General features: G+C 32.5%; 18 protein-coding genes. All 18 read right to left on the reverse strand.

Annotated features, from left to right (window positions below):
- Positions 1 to 412: 412 nt before the first annotated feature.
- The 18 genes from H3S88_RS12095 to H3S88_RS12180 all read right to left on the reverse strand — a co-directional run bounded on the left by H3S88_RS12095 (position 413) and on the right by H3S88_RS12180 (position 21593).
- Positions 413 to 2161 carry a biotin carboxylase N-terminal domain-containing protein gene (locus H3S88_RS12095; RefSeq protein WP_198229041.1) on the reverse strand — a complete coding sequence of 583 codons (1749 nt, stop codon included), beginning with the start codon at positions 2159 to 2161 and terminating at the stop codon, positions 413 to 415.
- Positions 2154 to 3749, reverse strand: a complete 1596-nt coding sequence (locus H3S88_RS12100) for a 5-oxoprolinase/urea amidolyase family protein (protein ID WP_198229040.1) — start codon at positions 3747 to 3749, stop codon at positions 2154 to 2156. Before H3S88_RS12100 ends, H3S88_RS12095 begins: the two co-directional genes overlap by 8 nt.
- Before the next feature lie 108 nt (positions 3750 to 3857).
- Positions 3858 to 4640 (reverse strand): LamB/YcsF family protein, encoded by a 783-nt coding sequence (locus H3S88_RS12105; RefSeq protein ID WP_198229039.1) that lies wholly within the window; start codon positions 4638 to 4640, stop codon positions 3858 to 3860.
- 9 nt (positions 4641 to 4649) lie between these two features.
- Positions 4650 to 5885: an NRAMP family divalent metal transporter gene (locus H3S88_RS12110; RefSeq protein ID WP_198229038.1), complete on the reverse strand. Its 1236-nt coding sequence runs from the start codon at positions 5883 to 5885 to the stop codon at positions 4650 to 4652.
- Between the two features lie 474 nt (positions 5886 to 6359).
- On the reverse strand, positions 6360 to 6815 hold the full coding sequence (locus H3S88_RS12115) for a prepilin peptidase (protein WP_198229037.1): 456 nt from the start codon (positions 6813 to 6815) through the stop codon (positions 6360 to 6362).
- Entirely contained in the window at positions 6815 to 8245 is a 1431-nt protein-coding gene (locus H3S88_RS12120) for a hypothetical protein (RefSeq protein WP_198229036.1), read from the reverse strand. The genes H3S88_RS12115 and H3S88_RS12120 overlap by 1 nt, the downstream gene beginning before the upstream one ends.
- Before the next feature lie 34 nt (positions 8246 to 8279).
- On the reverse strand, positions 8280 to 10262 hold the full coding sequence (locus H3S88_RS12125) for a hypothetical protein (RefSeq protein ID WP_198229035.1): 1983 nt from the start codon (positions 10260 to 10262) through the stop codon (positions 8280 to 8282).
- Positions 10263 to 10283: 21 nt separating this feature from the next.
- The gene (tadF, locus tag H3S88_RS12130) at positions 10284 to 11039 is read right to left on the reverse strand and encodes a tight adherence pilus pseudopilin TadF (protein ID WP_198229034.1); all 756 of its coding nucleotides are present in this window, start codon (positions 11037 to 11039) and stop codon (positions 10284 to 10286) included.
- 2 nt (positions 11040 to 11041) lie between these two features.
- Positions 11042 to 11533 carry a TadE/TadG family type IV pilus assembly protein gene (locus H3S88_RS12135; protein ID WP_198229033.1) on the reverse strand — a complete coding sequence of 164 codons (492 nt, stop codon included), beginning with the start codon at positions 11531 to 11533 and terminating at the stop codon, positions 11042 to 11044.
- Between the two features lie 20 nt (positions 11534 to 11553).
- Positions 11554 to 12726, reverse strand: coding sequence for a hypothetical protein (locus H3S88_RS12140; RefSeq protein WP_198229032.1), 1173 nt, complete (start codon positions 12724 to 12726; stop codon positions 11554 to 11556).
- Positions 12727 to 12744: 18 nt separating this feature from the next.
- Entirely contained in the window at positions 12745 to 14178 is a 1434-nt protein-coding gene (locus tag H3S88_RS12145) for a type II and III secretion system protein family protein (protein ID WP_198229031.1), read from the reverse strand.
- 2 nt (positions 14179 to 14180) lie between these two features.
- A complete protein-coding gene (locus H3S88_RS12150) occupies positions 14181 to 15038 on the reverse strand; it encodes a hypothetical protein (RefSeq protein ID WP_198229030.1) in 858 nt (285 codons plus the stop codon).
- A 48-nt stretch (positions 15039 to 15086) separates the two neighbouring features.
- Entirely contained in the window at positions 15087 to 16502 is a 1416-nt protein-coding gene (locus H3S88_RS12155; RefSeq protein ID WP_198229029.1) for a M48 family metallopeptidase, read from the reverse strand.
- A gap of 5 nt (positions 16503 to 16507) precedes the next feature.
- Positions 16508 to 17380, reverse strand: coding sequence for a type II secretion system F family protein (locus H3S88_RS12160; protein WP_198229028.1), 873 nt, complete (start codon positions 17378 to 17380; stop codon positions 16508 to 16510).
- A gap of 2 nt (positions 17381 to 17382) precedes the next feature.
- Positions 17383 to 18309, reverse strand: a complete 927-nt coding sequence (locus H3S88_RS12165) for a type II secretion system F family protein (protein WP_198229027.1) — start codon at positions 18307 to 18309, stop codon at positions 17383 to 17385.
- Positions 18306 to 19613, reverse strand: a complete 1308-nt coding sequence (locus H3S88_RS12170; protein WP_198229026.1) for a CpaF family protein — start codon at positions 19611 to 19613, stop codon at positions 18306 to 18308. The genes H3S88_RS12165 and H3S88_RS12170 overlap by 4 nt, the downstream gene beginning before the upstream one ends.
- 1023 nt (positions 19614 to 20636) lie before the next feature.
- Positions 20637 to 20858 (reverse strand): Flp family type IVb pilin, encoded by a 222-nt coding sequence (locus H3S88_RS12175; RefSeq protein WP_198229025.1) that lies wholly within the window; start codon positions 20856 to 20858, stop codon positions 20637 to 20639.
- Between the two features lie 516 nt (positions 20859 to 21374).
- Positions 21375 to 21593, reverse strand: coding sequence for a Flp family type IVb pilin (locus H3S88_RS12180; protein ID WP_198229024.1), 219 nt, complete (start codon positions 21591 to 21593; stop codon positions 21375 to 21377).
- Positions 21594 to 22147 lie beyond the last annotated feature (554 nt).

Raw genomic sequence — 22147 nt, forward strand, 5'->3', positions numbered from 1 at the left:
AAAACAACTAGCATATCGACTCAAGACAATTTATAAATGTATGAGACATGGAAAATATTCATGACTTCTTTAAATATTTAAAACAGTATATTCTTTCTAAACTAAGTTTTGGGGGATATCTATATAAACAGTAATAGGAAAAGGCAAGATATAGAAATCATCCCTGAATATCCATACAGAAAAATGATAATACGAGATAATTTCTGTACACTTTTAACATATCGTACATAAATTGGCAATGAAAATAATCAAAAAACTCAATTAATAGTTTATAGTTACCAAAATATCAACCATATTAAAATAAGCTTGCGTTGTTGATAAAACTGTAAAGATTCTAGAAAAATGAATCATCATAATTCAATCAAAAATGGGAAATTTCCATCAATTTTATCAAACAATGAAGCTATCTCTATTAATTAATTTCGGCGACTTTATCACCGGTATTGACAAAATCACCTTCTTTACTGATTAATTTTACGATGCCTTTGCGATGAGCAATAATCTGAACTTCCATCTTCATCGCTTCCATAATACCTATTACATAACTTTTATCGACTTCTTGACCTTCTTCAATAATCCATTTAAAAAGATTTCCTGAAACTGGCGATTTTACAATAGTTTCTGATTGTTCCTCATTCTTTAATGAAGTTAATGCTGACTCACTATTCACAGCTAATGACAATCCTGCCAATAATTGTGCAGGCAAACCAATTTTGCAACGTTTACCATCAATTTCGATCACAGTATGGGTCAGAGTAGAATCTTTTATAGGTACCTGCCTCGGCAATGAATCCATCATTGGTATAAACTCTGTTTCAATCCAACGCGTATGTATTTTAAAATCACGATAAAAATCAGGATGTTCTATGATTGCACGATCGAATGGTAAAACACTCGCAACACCTTCAATAGAAAACTCCGCTAATGCACGATGAGCCCTAGCAAGCGCTTGCTCACGATTATTTCCAACAATAATGAGTTTTGCCATAAGAGAATCAAAAGTTGAGGGGATCGTTGAGCCAGTGACAACACCACTATCTAACCGAATGCCAGGTCCTGAGGGTACTTCAAATCGTGTAATAGTTCCTGATGTTGGTAAGAAACCATTAGCTACATCTTCAGCATTAATACGAAATTCGATAGCATGACCTCGAGGTTTAGGTGTTTCATTAATACTAAGTGGTAATCCTTGTGCTATACGTAATTGTTCCACAACTAGGTCGATTCCGACTGTTTCTTCGGTAACAGGATGTTCTACTTGTAGGCGAGTATTTACTTCAAGAAATGACAATTTACCATCCTGACTGAGTAAAAACTCAACGGTTCCAGCTCCAACATAATTTGCTTTGGCGCAAATGTTAATTGATGCTTGAATAATTTGTTGTTGCAATTGATCCGATATAAATGGTGCTGGCGACTCTTCAATTAGTTTTTGATTACGACGCTGCAATGAGCAATCACGCGTTCCTACAACGACAATATGGCCTAATTTATCTGCAATGACCTGAGCTTCTATATGACGTGGATTATGTAAAAATTGCTCTAAAAAACACTCACCACGTCCAAAAGCTGCTGTCGCTTCTCGTACAGCAGAATGGTAAAGTTCTTCAACTTCATCCATTTGCCATGCAACTTTTAAACCACGCCCTCCACCTCCAAAGGCGGCTTTAATAGCAATGGGTAAGCCATGCTTATGTGCAAATTCAACCACTTCTTTAGCATCGCGTACTGGTTCTTTAGTCCCTTCAACTAATGGAGCTCCGACTTGTATGGCTAGCTGTCGAGCTTTAACTTTATCACCAAGAATATCTATTGTTTCTGGATTCGGTCCAATCCAAATTAATCCTGCTTTTTGAACAGCTTTAGCAAATTCCGATCGTTCGGATAAAAAACCATATCCTGGGTGAACCATAGTAGCTCCCGACCTTTTTGCAATCGCAATAATCTTATCGATATTAAGATAAGTTTCACTCGGCAACTTTCCCGATAATCCATAAGCTTCATCAGCCATTTGAACATGCAGCGCATTAATGTCCGTATCAGCATAAATTGCAATGGATGCAAACTCCATATCACGGCATGCGCGAATAATGCGTACAGCAATTTCACCTCGATTAGCAATGAGTACTCTGTGTGTTATTTTTTTATTATTCTCAAACATGGTCGGTATGACTCCCTTCAAATTCTTTAAATATTCCAACAGGATTAAATTTTATTTTAGCATTTATAGGGATTTGTCCTGATAAATCTAAATGATATTTGCATACAGCACCAATAATCGGATACCCACCCGTTAGGGGATGATCATTTAAAAATAGCACAGGTTGTCCATTTGCTGGTATTTGAATTGCACCAATACATGTACCCTCGCTTGGTAACTCTTGTAACTTAACGCGAGTTAATGAAATATCACCAGATAATCTTAATCCAATACGATTAGAAGCAGGCGTTACCCGCCACAATTGCTCAGTTAATAACTTAATTGCATTAGGCGTAAACCAATCAGTTCTTGGTCCAAGCACAATGTCTAATACCACTACATCACCTGGGCATGGATAGTTTATGGCTGGTGATTCATTCAATGATACAGATGCTTTTATATTTGTTGATTTGATCGTTAATGTTTGCCCAATTGTGATTGGTGGAGGTCCCACTTGTGCCAATGTATCAAATGAACAACTTGTTAAAATAGGTGATACTTGAAAACCACCACGAACAGCCAAATAACTACGCACTCCACATTTAATATTACCAAGTTCAACAGTATCACCTTTTTCTAATAAAATGGGTTGATACATTGGTGCAGTATATTTTTCACCAAGTAATGTGGTGATATTAATGTCACACACCGCTCCTGTGACTGCAATTAACATAGAGCGGTTTATTTGACTTTTAAAACCACCTTGGGTGATCTCAAGTGCGACTTCATTAATTGGGTTGCCAAGCACTCGGTTAGCACTATGTAGTGCACTTTTATCCATTGCCCCCGATTCTGAGATCCCTAATGCAGCTTGACCAATTCGTCCATTGTCCTGAAAAAGAGTTTGTAATCCCGTTGCCAAAACTTTAATATCTTGCTGAAAGTTATTTTTCTCTTCTTTCTTTATCGTCGGTAAATAATATTTTTTAGAGGATTTAGCAGCATCCACAAAATGAACGCGGCTACCTGGTTTAAACAAAGCAGGTTTATCTCGATTTATATCCCAAACTGCAGATTCGGTAATACCAATAAGTTGCCAACCACCTGGACTTGCTTGAGGATAAACACTACTAAATTCACCAGCTAATGCCACTGAACCAGCTGGAATACGAACTCTAGGCGATTGGCGACGCGGAACATTAAGCTGAGCATGTTTTGATACCATATAAGCAAAACCTGGTGCAAAACCACAAAAAGCAACTTGATACTCATTATTAGTATGTCTGTTAATTACTTCATTAACTGTTATACCAAGATGATCAGCGACATATGCCAAATCTTCGCCATTATAGTTGACACTTATGATAATTAATTCCCCTGAAGGAATTGAACCAGATGTGAGATCAAGAGCACAGATGTTCTTAGCAAGAATATCGGCATCAGTAAGAATTGGGTTAAAACGGATTAAAACGGTTCGAGCCGCTGGAATGATTTCTTCAATTTTCCAGAATGCTAGATTATTTTGTAGTTGATCAGTTAAAGCCATGGTCTGTTCAAGGCTAGAAAGCTCAACCATAATTGCATCGATATTTACAGGTAAAAATCGCATTTAGTACCTCTAACCTTGTCGGTTATCTAATCCATGATCTTAACAAAAAACCAGTCTAAAATTATTTGTTTGATATCAGTTTATATTTTATCAAATTAACATAATGATTTATCTATCACTTATTTTCGTAAACGAAGTTATGGTAATTCCATTTTGTTGTAATTTTTCGCGAACTTTTTGTGCCATCGCTAATGCACCTTCACTATCACCATGCACACAAATGGAATCTGCCTCAATTGTAACAAACTTACCTTCAATAGAAGTCACACCGCCATCACTGACAAGTTGTAACATACGTTCTGCGACTAATTCAGGATCGTGTAATACGGCTCCGGTTTCTTTACGAGAAACTAATGTACCATCAAGATGATAAGATCTATCTGCAAAGGCTTCGGCAACCACATGCAAACCTTGCTGTTTTGCCCAATCAATAAGTGGAGAGCCAGCAAGTGCCACTAATATAAGATTAGCATCAATTTGACAAATAGCATTGATAACTGCCATAGCTTGACGTTTATCGTTCGCAATAGTGTTATATAAAGCGCCATGAGGTTTAACATAACTCACTTTTGCACCAATTGATGTTGCTAAACCTTTAAGTGCACCAATTTGATAAATCACATCAGCCGTTAGTTCGTTAGATGCAATGTCCATATTACGTCGCCCAAAGCCAACTAAATCAGGGTAACCTACATGAGCACCTATTGTAACATTATTAGTTTTAGCTGCTTTTAGGGTGTCTAAAATGGTTACTGGTGAACCTGCGTGAAAACCACACGCAATATTTGCACTGCTGACCACTTGTAACATTGCTTGGTCGTTACCCATTTTCCATTGACCGAAACTTTCACCAAGATCACTATTTAAATCAATAAATCTCTTAACTTTCATATTTAATTTTTACCTTAAATAGTTAAATATGGTTACAATTGACATTGCGCCCATATACCAAGTTATCGCACAGACTATAAAACCAGACCATAACAACCAACGTGGATAGTGATATCCAGACATTAAATCAGCACGTTTCCAACCAATAAAAATAAAAATTGTTAAACCCAGTGGTAAAACTAAGCCGTTAAAACCTCCAGCAAAAACTAATAATGATACAGGCGCAGCTCCCATAATTAAATAAACGGCTAATGAACAAATAATAAAAATTATCGTCGCTATTTGGCGTTGCCTTATTGTGATAGAAGGTTTAAAAGGAGTAATAAACGTCATTGAAGTATAAGCTGCACCAATAATACTGGTTAATGCAGCTGTCCATAAAATTAAACCAAATATACGCAACCCCAATTGTCCTAAAGCTGCTTGAAAGGCTTGGGAAGCAGGATTAGCTGCATAGCTTGAGATATCAATGGTAACACCACTGGCTACCACACCTAAAATTGCTAAAAATAAAATATATCGCATCACTCCTACAACGATAATCCCTCGTGTTGCTGCGCTTGATACATATTTAATGTTTTCAACGCCCACCATTTTTTTATCAAGCAGGCGATGTGCGCCAGCGTAAGAAATATATCCGCCAACAGTTCCTCCTACAATAGTGGTAATAGAGGCAAAATCAATGCTACTTGGCAAAACAGTTTCAGTAAATGCTTGTGCGATAGGGGGATGCGCAGCAAACAACACAAATAATGTTAAACCGATCATTAGCAAGCCGAAACCAATCATTAAGCGATCAATAAAATGGCTTGCTTTATGTGACGAAAAGATATAGATCGCCATAAATGCGCTGATTGCACCGCCCCATTTTGGATCAAGCCCGACTAAAGCATTCAAACCCAGTCCTGCACCGGCAATATTACCAATATTAAAAACTAATCCACCAAAAATAACTAATATAGCTAAAAAATAACCACTATAAGGGATTGTCGCATTAGCAATGTCGGAAGAATACATTTTTGTTAATGAAACCACACGCCAAATATTTTGTTGCACTACAAAATCAATGATAATAGAAGCTAAAATACCAAAACCAAATGCACTACCTAATGTTACCGTAAAGGTAGCTGTTTGCGTGATAAAACCAGGACCAATTGCTGAAGTTGCCATTAAGAAGATCGCACTAATCAAGGAAGCTCGACGATTTTTTACAAAAGTTTTAGTATTACTAGTACGATTTTCCATATACATATCTCCTTTAAACTTGTCTCTGCAATTTTTAATAATGATTGTATAATTTTTATAGGCAATTATCATGCCATAGTTTAGTAAACATTAATGTTGGTAATTAACTATATTTGTCGTTTTTCAAACAAAACATTAATCAAAATTATAGTGATTCACTCCCTCGAAAAAATAACAACCTATGTGGTTCTAAATCGATGCAAACTGCACCAAAATAATACATATAAATACCATTATAAATTGTAAAATTTTTTAATAAAAATGATTAAAAAGAACAATTATTGTAAAGAAGCTTGAGGTTAAACATGGATTTAAGTAAAAAAATTAGTTTTAAATCAAAAATGCATCATTAGATATAGGAAATAGAAAAAATTAAAAAGGTATATGATTCCCTCTTAGCTATGTTTTAACTAAGAGGGATAGAATTGATATTAAAGCTTATTCACATCAAAAATAACAATATATAAAAAGTAACTAAATTAATACTTTAAATAAAATCAATGAAGTAAGGATATAACTACCTGTAATTGCCACACCATAAGGTAATGTAATTCCACCCTCTACTTTTTTTAGCCATTTATAGATAATGGCAAAGATTGCCAGAGGTAATCCCAAAAATGTGGTCACAGCCAAAAAAAACATTACGTTACCAGCAGGAATAGTTATCAAAAGTACAGTAATTAATTTTATATCTCCAGCACCTACCAATCGGCAATAAAACATCAATAAACCACAGACTAAAAATATACCGGACGCACTATAATTTAATGCACCTAGACCAAAGGCATAATTCAAAATCGCCAAAGCAAATATAACTATGACAATATAATTTGAAATTATCCGGTATTTTATATCTGTGTAACAAGAAATTAACAAACACAACCAAATCGTTAAAATAATTGCATCGTTAATCAACTCTTGATTAATCATTATTTTGCTTGCCCTAGAATGTAATCGTTACCGTATACAGCATGCATAGCATCCATCAAAAAATCTAATCTAGACGCATTCCAATCTCGAGTGTGAGCACTAGAAAGATCAAATTTATGGTAACTACCCACACCAACACCATAAACTTCTCCTCTTTCATTCCAATAGAATAGATTCTGTCTACCACCATCAATTTTAGTCAATGTTCCATTAAGTTTTCTTTGCACTACTCTACCTGTTCTCCTTTGACCGTAAAGTATTCCTTTTAAATGGCTACTGCCTCTTATACCCCATGTTAATATACTTTTATGTCTTGTAATAGCAACACAACCACGAAATCGGCAATAGAGTGAATGAGTAACCGCTTTTTCGTCTGGAGCATTCTTTCCAATGATAGCTATAGGAGTATCAGTTATACTATGTGGATCCTTTCGATCATCGTCATCATCTTTTAAATCTTCTTCATCTTCTTCACTATCAATTCTACTTTCATCACCATCCACCATCTCTATCTCATCATCTTCATCTATTTCATTTGGATCGAAATTACCATCAGCTAAATATCTAGTTCTTCCCATACCATAAACTTCACCTTCAAAGGTTAAATAAGTCAAATAATCCCTACCACCTGTAATTTCCTTTATTTGCTGACCAGAAGTAATGCCTGAATCAGATTGTACTAGAGTATTATTAATTCTTATTGGTCTAATAGCATAATTACAAGATTTTTTATTTTCCGGGCAAAATGTATTACTTACAGTTTCTCCCCAAGCATAAATAGTTCCAGCTCGATTAATGGCATAAGCACTTCGATAACCAACACCCATGGTTCTTACTCGGCTGCCATTAAAAAAACTTGACGGAATCTGTCTGAGTCTTTGTCTTGATTCTCGCTTGTCAAGTCCTGTTTCACCACGATTACCTCTTCCCCAAACCCAAATCTCACCATTAGCAGTTAAAGCATAAGATGTATATTCATTACAATAGACATCAATAACTCTTCTGCCAGACAACACTCTAACAGGTGTGGTTACATATTTGACATCAGTTCCTATTCCGCCACTCGCTTGACTATGTCTATTACGCCCCCAACCCCATACGTCACCATTTTCATCAAGTGCAATAATATGATATCTTCCTGCTGCAACTTGAGTAATCGTAAGTCCTTCATCAACGAACTTTTGTACTCTCGCTGGCACACTCCTACTGTTAACGTTTGTAACACCATTACCTTGCAAGCCTTGACCTCTATAACCCCAGACCCAGACATCACCATTTTCAATAGTAACCCCTGTATTTCTCAGATTTATGCGAGTAAGTGGTTTAACTCCTGTTTGGGTTGATAATATTATAGCATCAGTTTCTGAATCAGCTATAGCCGACAGGCTATAGCAAGCCAAAAATAGTACTATGATTTTTATTAATTTCATTTCATTATTACTCCTATTCTAACCCTATTGATATTCAGCCTGAATTTTTTTTGATGAATTTTCCTGTTTCAATCTCAATAACTTTATTTATAACCTCAGTCAATGACTTCCTATCCTTTGCCTCCATTAAGAACATAGGGTTACCATTCATGCATTTAGTAAACCACTTACCATACTCAGCCTCATATTGAGCATTAGTTGTTAAATTACTAGCATTAGGATTTAATTTTATATAGTAAATAATTGCACTTTTAGCTAATTTTGTAGTATAACCTCTGTCAAAGTTCTGCTTGCTTCTTAAGCCCCCTGTAATTGCCTGACAAACACCCTTATCTAAAAAATTATCTCTAAGAACGTCAGCCCCCTGATCATCTTTACCATCACTAATAATAATCATAACTTTATTGTTGCCTTTACCTTGAGCCATTACAGGCACTGTCCTTAATAGCGCAGTCATCGTGTCCGTACCTCCGCCAGGCATCCAATTTGTCTTTTTTATACTTGTTAAAATATTATTATTATGATCAGTATCATCGCTAAAAGGAATTAAATGTGGTGTGGATTGGAAATTCGTAACATATTTTGCTTCCCCAATTTCCTTGTATATATCATCAGTTACATTTTTCACACCAACCATTTTTTTATTCATTAGATTATTGCTATACAGCGGTGATTGACACATGCCCATAAAAGGTGAAAATTCTGCAAGTACCGGTGAAATAGGACGCTCAAAAGTAATAATATTTTGTTTCATACCACTAAATAAAGTATTAATAGTATTATCCACATCTACAGTCCTAGTATTGGCAAATGAATAATGCACATCGCTATAATCCCCTGAGAACATATAATCAAATAGTTGAACCACTGCAGCAAATTGACTCTCTATAAGAACTCTATTTTTTTCTGGATGATCATTTCTATTTGTACCACAAGCATACTCATGTAATCCATTTTCAGCTCGATCTTGATAATTGGTTCTCTGAGTACATAAACCAGCATTAACTAATGCGTTATTACTACCATACTCTAACCCTAATGCTGGTCCAATTATTTGTGCATAATAATGATAATAAGAACTATCCATATAGTAAGTAATTAATCTTCTATGTTTAGGAAAATAGTTACTTCTGGACAAATAATCGCTAATAACGTGATCTTCTTTTAGTTTACTCCATTTTGTAAATCCAATATTCTTGTTTGCCCAAAAATTATAATTAAGATTATTATAAGGTTGGTTCATTCTGTACATAACAGAACAATTATAATTTTGCCCCCCTGCTGCATTCTTAGTTTGGTTTTCTACTGGCACACCAATATCATAAGGCACTAATGCAAATTGATAATCTGAATAATCCTTATATTTTTCAATAATGTCTACTATTGCCTCTTTCATATAGTCAAGACGCCTTTGAGCATTATTATCTGGAGAATAAGCATTACAGTTTACATCACTATATTGGCATGTAGATGAAGCAGAAAAATCGCTGATAAAAGCAAAATCAAATGAATCATTAATTAGATATTTTCTAGTATTACCATAGCTTTCTGTTTTATTACCTACAACAACAGGCTGAGGTTTCTTATCGTCATTTTTAATCTTAGTAAATTCATTAAATGGTTGGTTGTAGGCGATATAATATTCATGTCTATCTCCGTCATAATCTACATTAATTTCGGAACCAGGTCTTAATAAATTTGTATCTGTATTAGAGTCATTACCTATTTCTTTTGAAACGAAATAATTAATATAATTCAATGCAAGTTTTCGATTTTGCTTTTTTGCTTCATCATCGACATTTCTATTATCTATAGCTATGACTGCTAATGATGCTTCATTTGTGGCCTCAGAAATTATAGCCCGATTGCGCATAGTGTAAGCTTGATTAATTGAAAATGCCATACATGTAAATATAGCGGGAAGCATAATTGCCATTGATATTGCCACGGCTCCCGAGGTACACTTTAAAAAAGAATCTTTATGATTTTTTTTATTTAATTGGCTATTATTGTTCATATTATCCTCTCAAAAGCGCATTTAATAATAAGTAGGGCAAACACTTGAATCATTACAACGTGACAATACAACAACGTTATTACATAGATTCGGTACAATGCCACCGGAGCCTTGTCTATTAGAATTTACCCATTTTAAATAAAGACTTTCTTCATTAACAATGCACATAGAAACTCGATATAATGGAATCCAACGTCCACTTAACATAATTGATGAATCCACCAATTTTGGGACATATGGCGCAAGTTGTTGGTAATTACTTGAAGGGTTATCCATGGCTGGTAAAGAATTAAAATAGCTTCTAATTGAGCTATTACCGCATGTTCCCTTAGAACAAGATAGTAAATTTTTTCCAAAAGTCACTAGTTTAGCTTTTGTCAAATCTCCTTGATTCTTAGGATCTTGTAAAATAAATAGAGCCTCTATCTGTAAAGCAATTTCACGATTATTCAATAGTGAACTTGCTAATCTGCCCATTTCATTGACTTGTTGTGAATCAAATAACTCACTAGAAACATAACACGCATTCCTACTTGAACATAAACCTGCCCTATTAACATCATTAATATTTTTTATTTTATCTTTATATAAAGTTGATCTTTCACGAAAAACAGATGCTACAGTATAATTTGCACGTTCTAATTTATTTTGTAACATAATAGATGTGTATACATCATAAATAATGAATACTATGATTGAAAACAATAAGAAACAAATTGCAAACTCGATTGATAATGCTCCATTTTTATTATGGAAAAAGCTTTTAGAATATTTCATTATTACTCATTTCCTTTGTATTCCATTTCACTTTTAATAAACTCACGGTAAACAACTGTTTTTCTAGTCAAAGCTGTGTCAAGAAAACTAAAAAACTCGGAAAATACTACTGAATATTGATATCTCAAATCAAATAACAATATGTGAGTTTCATCAGTAAGAGTTGTTTGACAGGTGTCACGAATAATATTATTCACCTCTTTACAATACATTACAGTGATATTAATTTGGTTAGAATTAGCAATATAAGGCCATAATGGAACTTCAGATTGAACTAGACCTTCTATTTTCTCAGCATAATCGTCTTGTTCAGTGATAGCGGCTTGTCTTGTTATTTCTGTAGTCATTAAATCTAAAGCCGAGCCAATAATCATAACTCGGCTAAATTCAAATGCTATCAAAAAAAGAATAAGTAAAAACGGAAAAATAACGGCAAATTGTATTGAAACAACTCCATTCTTTTGACTAAAAAACAATCCCCAATATTTCAACATGATTTTTTCTCTATTCTGCCTTAAAAATTATTTTTCTTTTTCCTTAATAACGAAAAAAAAGCTTTCTGCTGTTTATCATCCATTACTTTATTACCAATAATAGCAGCCGCTATTTCTCTTATTTCAGCACTGTCATTAGCTTTCTTAAATTTATTAATACTTGGTATAAATTTACGAGTGAAATCAATTTTCCGTTCTAAAAAATCTTCAATATCAGAATCACGTAAAGCACTTTTTTTATCATAAGGAATATCATCATTTAGACAAATTAAAAAACGCTTATTGAGTAAATCAAAATTTGTAGCACTTGCACGCGTGATTTCTGTTAACATCTTCTTAGCAACTTTAATAGAGTAAGGATCTCTATTTATCACAATGAAAATAATATTAGAAAATGTAATAATTTCTTCAAAATGCTTAAACGATGAAGCTAACCCCATATTTTGATCAATAATCGTAATATTGAACTCTCCAGAATTGAGGTCTTTATAGTTCCATGCTTTTTCATTAGTTTCCACTTTAACCTGTAAAGAATGCCCAACATCGATTATCGAGCCATCGTCAGGTATTGGCATTTCAAACAAAAAATCCGCATTCGAACTTGTTGTTGCACCTTGTATATAAAGAAGCGGGTAATTAGTTAACTCACTAATTTTCCTAAGAGTATGAACAACCAATGATGAAGTTCCAATTCCTCCTTTACAACCTAAGAAGCTAATTACACTCCCCACTCTCTGACTTGAACCAGGAGGTGTCATGCTTCTCTTATGCAAAATATCAGGAATTTTTTCTAATTGGCTATTTTCCAATAAGAAATGTATTCCTTTTTTTGATAAAAATTCGGAGAACTGAATTGAATCGTAACTACCAACAAGTACTGTTGTTGCTTGAATAGGAATACAACGATTAATATTTTCAGATATTTGTTCAGCATCATCAGCATTTTGGATATCTACAATAATTGCATCAAACTTATTCCAACTCGGTGTTTCTGTCAATTCAGATAATGTTAATGAAATAATTTCCATACCCAATATGTTATATAGAAATAATACAGAACGAACCTTTTCAATCAATTCAGTTCTTTTACTTACAATTGCTACCTTATAGCCAGATATCCGTCCAACAACATATTCTTGTGAAGGAGAATTTGCTGATGCATCTGTATCTTGTTTATTGCCAAATAATTGCATAAGAATCCCAATAACCTTTTATTCAATAAAGCCCATGTCATTAATAAATTTTTCACTTTCGTTAGAAGCTGGCACCGTTTTATTTCTTTCTTTATTAAGATTATTTTTAATATTAAAGAAACTATTGATTACATCAGTCCGCTCTATAGTTGGTAATTCAATACTGTCAAAACTACTTTTTGGTGTTACTAAATTTACTGTTGCAAAAACAACCATCTCAGATTTAGAACGACTCGTTGTTGAACTTCGTGCTAATGCACCTAAAATTGGAATATCACTAATAAAAGGAAGACGAGATAATTGTTCTTGATCATTTTCATTAATTAATCCTGCAATAACAAAACTATCACCATCAGATAAATCAATCGTCGATCTTGTTTTTCGAGATGTCAATGTAGGAATATTATAGTCATTAAAAGCATAAGAACCAGAAATTGAACTTACTTCATTTTCCATGAACAACCTTATACGTTTATCATTATTTACTTTTGTACTAATATTCAACCTAATACCGTATTCTTTATAAGTAATATTGGCATCACCATCTTTATTTTTAGTTACAATAGGAATCTCACCGCCAACTAAAAATGATGCACTTTCACCAGAGAGTACAGATAAATTAGGTTGTGCTAATACTTTAGCCAAACGATCATTTTTTACTGCACGAATCATAGTAGCAATATTATGTATATTCAGGCCTTTTCTTATACCTAATAGTGAAAACTCACCAATCGAGTTGGTAACTGACTCACCACTTATCATGCTGTCGAGAGTCAAACTTTGCCATTCAATACCTAGTGAATCGGTAAAATCCTTGCTAACTTCAACAAAAGTCAATTGTACGTTAACCTGATACTCTTCTATAACTCTGATATTATCAATTATATTACTGTAAGTATAATAATCTTGAAATGTAAGAAGCTGATTACCAGAACCCCCACCTCCATTATCGAATTCCTGCCTCACTCGCTCTGCATTTTGCCCGATTGAAGACCCTATAAGAGCCAAAATTTGGCCTTTTGTTGTAGTATCAGGTGCAGTACCACTTAATACATATACAAATTTATTTGCGTCACCACTATCATAACGATCGATTGTTATACTACTATTTGGGAAATTTTGCGCTAGCCTATTTGTAATTTGATATAAAAGTGGATCGACATTAATAGTATCATTAATAACAATATTATTTTCACTATCATAAACAATTAAACTTGCTCTTCCGTTTGATCTTCCATATATAATCAGTGATTTACCATCAATAACTTCATAGTTTGCTATACTATCTTGGCTAATAAATACGGTACCGACATTTTCAGGTAACACAAGTGTTTTACTTTGTCCGATCTGTAAATTATGAATATTAGCAAAAGCCAACGAAGAGAAGCCAATCGATAATAAGCAGATTATAGGTTTGATCATATTAGTAATTGATTTAGTTCTTATTAGCATTCTTAGTTACCTTTTAACAGATTAATTCGTGTCCCTGAAAAAATATCTTTTTCAGATAGAGGCCAATTTTTTTCTTTATCACTTAAAAGACGTAATCCATCTTCAACATTTTTCTTGAAAGTACTTGGATACATAATAATTGTAGAGTTCGTCATTAATGTTCTTAATAATTTAATTTCCTGATTCGAAAGTTCTAATTGAACTTGGGCAATATTGTTTCTGTTATAATTATTGTCCATCTCTTCTTCTACTTCAAAAAATAAAATTTTCTTTCCGACAATAATTGGTTTTATACGATTTTTAACAAAATCACGACTAGGTGAAACTAATTTATCTTCTCTAATATTCGCTGTTTTTTCTGTTTCATCACCATAAAAAACATAAAGATCAACAAGATCGCCTCCTTTAAGATTTTTTATTAAATAAGAATCGATTGGATCTATTGTAAATGGAAACATATAATTGCCATCTTTTAATGCTAACAACAGATAATCTTCTGAATTCGGGGATGCAATAAGACCTTCTTCAATTATAGTATCTTTTGCAATATGATTTCTCACAACATGAGCATCAATCCCTGTTGCATCAGTTATAAATTTAGGTCTTTCTTTATTGATAGCAACTTCAATTGATTTAAAATAGTAATCATCTTTTGTCAAGATCGTTTTTTTATCAATATCATGTTTTGCTACTGCAACATTAATAACCTCAGTTTTAGGCTCTTCCTGTTTAGGAGGAGGTTCAATGGCGACTGCTGTATCCGGCGGTGCAACAGTTGGAGGAGCCGACTTAGTAAAAAGTAAGGCTAATCCCACAACCATCATAGCTAAATATAAAACAATTAATTTTTTATCTTTCATGCAAACTCCACTCCGTACTATATTATTTTTTTACTTTTTCCGTTGCACTTATTTCTTTTCTAATGAAAAATCAAAAGCATAACAGTGATTTTTCCCTTTAGAATTAGATCCAACATAAAAATCTTTCACTATTGATTTTTGTTTAGTTTTTATTTGAAGAATTAATGTTTTTTCAGCGGTTAAGGTTCCTGTAATAGTAGTAAAATCACGATCACTACTAGAAATACGTTTGATAATATTATTAATTCCTTCAGCAGGTAGTGTCACATCATAGAATGATAATTTAAATTCTGTTGGAGAAATTTGTTCAACTGAGTAATCTTTCTTACTCAATTTATTTTCTGTTTCAAAAGTAATCCGGCTAAACTTTCCATGCTCCCCTGCGCGAACCGCTAATATAGTTGACTTAGTAGATATTTTTTGATCGGTTTGTTTATTTTGTTTCAGAGTAACAGGTGTAACATCTGATGCTGAGTCAGTCGTAGTCGATGAATCGGCTGCATCTAGTTTAGTTATATTTGATAATTTGTTAGCATCAACATTTGATTTAGCTGGAGTTACAGATTTTATTGATTTAGGTTCATTTTTATCTTTAATAGTAACTTCTGTTTTCGTATTGGAAGCTAACTGTTCTGCAGCTTTCTCGATTGTATATTGTTTTTGGTTATCGCTTTGTGAAGGTTTAACTTCATTAAAGTTAATAGCATCTATTGGCTCGATTTGTCTTAATTCTTGAATTAAAATATCTGGTTCGTTAGATAGTTTATGCGCAATGCAAAACGACCTAGCCAATTGCATTCTATCCAATTTTACTAATGTAAAAAGTAAATTATGAAGAATGGTTTGATCTCGATATCCTTTAGTATATAAAATATTGAGCTGTTTATAAGCTTCACTATATTCTTTATTTAAGATCGATAGCATGGCTAAATTATTGGTAACTTTATTTTCATCATAAAAGTTTTCTCTAGCTTCATGAAATGCGAATCGTGCAGCATCATATTGTCTTTTTTTCAGCAATACAATACCTTTTACATTATGTGCTTCTCCATTTTTACTATCAATTTCAATTGCTCTATTTAAATACTCCAATGCTGTATCATTGTGACCTAATCTAGATTCAACATGGCCGTACAAAATAAGAATACCATCATTTTTGGTATTTTTTATAATCGGTTCTAAAACTCTTTTTACCGCATTAAAATCATTCGAAAGATAATAAGCTCTAGCAAGTTTATGTCTTGTATCTTCTGTATCCTCACGTTTTAAGCGCTGTCTATACAATTCAATTAAACCACCATAATTCTTCGTTGTTTCGTTAATATAAATTTTCTGTTGTTCGTCCATATCATATTTTAATGTGCTATTTTGACATCCAACAGCAAAAAATAACATTGAGCATACAACCATAAATTTTGGTTCGAATAACCTACTTGATTTACAGCATCTTGAAAAATAATTCATTATCTTTATATCCTATTAAACGTTGACACAATACTCATAAAAACAGGTCCTGCAATAATCACAAGAACTGGCGCTAGAAAAAATACCATCGTTGGTATAGTTAACTTAGCGGCAAGTGCAGCGATCTGTTCTTCTATAGTTAATCTCTGCATCTCTCGCATCTCAGCTGATAAATCTAGCAAAGTATCATAAATTGAATTACCATAACTGATACTTCTTCTTAATGTTACACAAAACATTCTCATTTCTTTACTAGGCACTTCACGCTGAATTAGATCAATTGAAAGCTCAATACCATTAACGTCCATCATTAAACAAGCTCTTTCTAAAATAGCTGCAATATCTCTATTGATCGGTTTAACTCTTGTACTTAAATATCTAAAGCAACTTTCTACTGTCATACCAGATCTAACCATAATCGCCATCATATCAATAACTAACGGTAAATCCCGTGAAACTTTTTTGATCTTTCTATTTGTCTGTCTTTTAACAAGAAGATCCGGAACAATGATGACGAAAACGACAATGAATAACAAAACAATCAATAATACATTTGAATCAATTTCAATAAATTGAACAATTTGATTCATCAAATAAAAAATAGAAAATACAATAATAATAGCATATATTTTCCAGCTATTTTTATCCTGAAAACTTCTTAAAAAACTTATTGTTACACTATTTTTTGCAACAATTTTCTCAAAAGCAACATTTTTTTCATTTACATGTTTTTTAGGAATATTTCTTTCTTGGCTTTCATTATTTAATATTAAACCAATTTTTTCTTTATTTCGAAACAGTGAATAGGTAATAAACAACTCTCTACAGCCAATAGCGATGAGAAGAATTGATATTGATATATTTAATAAGATATTCATAATTATATAATTTTATTAATCCAACTTTTGATAATTAGAAAACCGATAACAACACTGCCTATAACATAGTAAATAATATAATGACCTCCATCAGTGCTGGTCAAAATACGATAATTGTCTTCTGAGACGAGCCTGAGTATTCCGATAAAGCCAAAAGGCATAGCTCCTAATATCCACATGGTCATTCTTAATTCAGCCGTTTTACCATCTCTAGTTTTGGCCATAATTCGATTATCTGTTAACATTTTACTTAATCGACTAAAAATTTCTTTTAATTCCCCCCCACTATCAAGATTAACCATTACAGTCAGAATAAAAAAGTAATATTCTGGAAATGGGAGTTGCTGATAAGAATTAATCAAAACATTTTCAACGCTATCCCCTACTTCCAATCTGTCACTAACCTCTTGCAATGTTTTGCCAACAATTCCTTCGATAGAAGCCCCACAATTTTTAAAGGTTGTAGTTATTGCATAACCAGAAGCAACAAGACCAGTAATAATAGTTAATGCCTCTGGAAAATTTGCATAAAAATCTGCTTTAAGTTTTCTTTTTCTAAAAATACAAATGACAGCTATAGTAAAAATAAGACTTAAAGGGATTACAATATAATTGTCGTAACCGACATATTTCTTATTTAAAAAAATACCTGCAACAGTTCCCGCTAAAATATAACCAATAGTTTTAGACTTAGATTCTCCCGTCATTAGTAGGCGAAAGTTAAATTTCAACCAAGCATTAATACCAAACAATACCTGATCTGAAAAAGATTTTTCTCGATCTGCAAGTTGACTTTCGAGCAAACTCAATATCGATACACTTTTAGGCTCAACATTATTGAAAACCTGCAAACGCCCCCTACGACGACGTAATGCAAGAAGATTAATAAGAGCTGCAAAAATAAGTGCTATCGAAAGTACAATAATCATGATTCAATCCCCATTGCACTTAACATCAGTTTTTCTAAAATATCTGACATTTCATAATATTGAGCGCTTTCATAAAGTGCTGAACGTTTAACTAAACCATTACAGACAAATTCACCTTGAATTTTCCCATTAGGATCTCTTTCGTCATTAACACGAAATTCAAATACATCTTGGGTAACAATATTACCTGATTCTAATCCAATAATTTCCGTGATACTCATTACTTTTCGTTGACCATCCGGAAGACGTGAGACTTGAATAATAAAATTCACAGATGAACTGATATAGCGTTTAATCGCAGCAATAGGTAACTCGGACTGAGCCATAATAATCATACTTTCCAAGCGAGCCAATGCATCTTTTGCAGTATTAGCATGAAGTGTCGACATTGAACCACTGTGACCTGTGTTCATAGCTTGTAACATCTCAAACGCTTCTTCACCACGGCATTCACCCAAAATAATTCGATCCGGTCTCATACGCAAAGCATTTACTAAAAGATCTCGCATGGTTACTTTGCCACGCCCATCTTCACCACCACTTTTAGTTTCCATTCTAACTACATGTTCTTGTTGAAGTCTTAATTCTGCAGCATCTTCAAGTGTAATGGTTCGTTCATGTTCACCAATAAATCCAGACAGAGCATTAAGCATAGTTGTTTTACCTGAGCCTGTTCCGCCCGATATAATAATATTCATCCGACAACGAGCTGCAATCACTAAAAAATTTGCCATATGTTCGTTCAATGAACCGAATCTAATTAAGTCATGAAATGTTCGGTGACCATTACCGAATTTACGAATTGACATTGATGTACCATCAATGGCTATTGGGGGAATAACAACATTGAGACGACTTCCATCAGGCATTCTCGAGTCGACCAACGGGTGGGATTCATCGATATTTTTTCCTACTTTATTTACTAACCGTCTTGCAATATCAAGTAGCTGGCGTTCACTAATAAAAAATTTATCAGTTTTACTAAGAATTCCCCCTCGCTCAATATAAATGCTATTAGGACCGTTTACTAAAATATCATTGACAGTTTCATCTTTCATTAAGGAATCAATTGGACCATAACCTACAATTTCATCACAAATCATACCAGCTAATACATTCGATTCATCAGCTGTAATGTAAGCACTGCCTGAATTAATGATATCACGGATTATAGTCTGTATTTCACGTAAAACTCGGTTAGGTTCTTTTTTAAATTGATCTATTAAATCAAGATCTAGGACTTGGAATACTAAATCACGAACCTTTCCCCATTCATTAGAAAACTTAAATTGTTCATTAGCCATAGCGTTTTTGTTTGAGCCCCTAATTAACAAAAGCTACTAGCAAAAATATTACACTGGTAACTTCTATCTTATAAATTGAAACGAGAATAAACTACTTTAAACAATCACTCCCTTATCCTCTCATTGAAAAGAATAAGTTGATATTAAAATAACGGTTAACCGCTAATACTCTAATCATTGATTCCTGTGTAACTTGGATTTCAATGAATCTAATATCTCATTTAACATATCATGTAGAGAACTACTGCCTTTATGATAGTTAAAATTACCGCTGAAACATCAGCTAAAACGATTGTATATTCGTTAGCAGTTACATTGCATACATTTTTGATAAATTAACTTGCAAAAGTTCCTTTTCGTACAAAAGTTTTGCTAATTACGAAAACAAAATAATAATTCTCTCAACTAATATTTACGTTATCTTTATAATTAATTTACTTTATTATCAAAAACTTTTTGCATTATATGCGAATTAATATAAATTTGCTAGTACTAAATGTAAATTTCCTTTAATTTTTTTTTGTATTAATTAACTTAAAAAACATATAGTTAACATAATATCGAAAAAAATTTTAAAAATAGCAAATAAGTGAATAAATGAATATAAGCAATTTTATTGAAAATTTGTTAATTACCATCTGATGGTTAAAATAATAATGTTTATTATTTCTAATAAAAGGTTAAATGAACATCTAATAACCAATCATCTTATTGATTTATTAACAATATTAAATACATTATTAAAGCTTTAAGTAATATAGATATATTATTAATTAATGTAAGTAAAAAGAATGGATATTGATGTGAGTAATAAAATATCTAATAATCTAATTTTAAAAAGCTAAGACGCAGACGTAATATCTAAACAAACTAACCATTGAATTAAAACTTATGAAACTTGCTGTTATTTATAATTACTAAATGATTTATAACTAGTATTTCATCATTTGACGTGATACCCCCCCAAAACAATAAACCACTTCTTTATAAAGGAGTGGTTTATATCACCATAGCAATCAAATCTTATGATTGAATAACGGTATTTAATTTAGATTGTAAAGTACTAAATACATCATTTAGCATATCGTGAACAGGACCACTGGTACCGTTAAAGATAACCAAAATCACTGCTGAAACACCTGCTGCAACGATTGCATATTCAATCGCAGTTACACCGCGTTCATTTTTGATAAATTTGTTTGCAAAGTTTTTAAATTGTGCGCGAACTGCTGATAAATACATCATAATGATTCTTTCCTTAGTTATTAACATTTATTTTAATATTATTTTACTTTCTTTTTAGAAAGTTTTCACATTATATGAAGATTAATAAAAATTTGCCAGCATTAAATACAATTTAATTTTAATTTTTTATATCAAATCAGTAAAAAACATTCTTACAGTTCTAAAAGAAAGAGAAAATTTTATAATAAAAGGCTAACAGATAACGATACATAGCTTTTTAAAAAGCTATTTTAATCATTATCTAACTCATTAAATTTTTTTAAATTATATGAGAGGAAAAAGAGGTAACATTGATATGAGTAATAAAATAATTTAATCTTAAAAGGCTAAGACTCAGACGCGATATCTAAAAGAATCAGGCTTTGGACAAAAACTTATGATGCTTGCTGTTATTTGTATTTACGGCATGATTTATAATTAGTTATTTCATAATTTGACATGATAACAAACACCTAAAAATAATAAACCACGCCTTTATAAAGGGGTGGTTTATTTCACTATAGCAATCAAGTTTTGTTAAAAGATAATACTAATTAATTTAAATCTTAAAGTATTAAAAACGTTATTGAACATACGATAAACAGTACCACCAGAACCGTTAAAGATAACCAAAATCACTGCTGAAACACCTGCTGCAACGATTGCATATTCAATTGCTGTTACACCGCGTTCATTTTTAATAAATTTATTTGCAAAATTTCTAAATTGCGCACGAACTGCTGATAGATACATCATAATAACCTTCTCCTTTAGACATTTACATTATTTTAAAAATTATTTTCGCTTCCTTATCAGAAGGTTTTCATATTATATGTAATTGAACGTAAATTAACCAGCATTAAATGTAATTTTATTTTAATTTTTTATATTAATTTAATGAATGTTTAATTATTACGAGAAAAAAAGGATTGTTTACAATAAATAAGTTAATAGATATTTTTCTGTACACTAGAAAAATAGAATTCACTAAAACACCATTAAATCTTTTAAATTGCATAAGAGGTAAAAGAGATGACGCGGATACAGATGCAATATTTAAACAAACTAGGTTTTGGACTAAAACTTATTGTATATGCTATTATTTATATTTACGGCATGATTTGCAACGGATTATCTTATAATTTGACATGATAACAAACCACCCCCTTTTAAAGGAGTGGTTTACATCACCAATAACAATCAAATATTATGATTGAATAACGGTATTTAATTTAGATTGTAAAGTAGAAAATACATCAGTTAGCATATCGTGAACAGGACCACTGGTACCGTTAAAGATAACCAAAATC

The sequence above is a fragment of the Gilliamella sp. B14448G11 genome (assembly GCF_016101765.1).
Classification (GTDB): domain Bacteria; phylum Pseudomonadota; class Gammaproteobacteria; order Enterobacterales; family Orbaceae; genus Gilliamella; species Gilliamella apicola_N.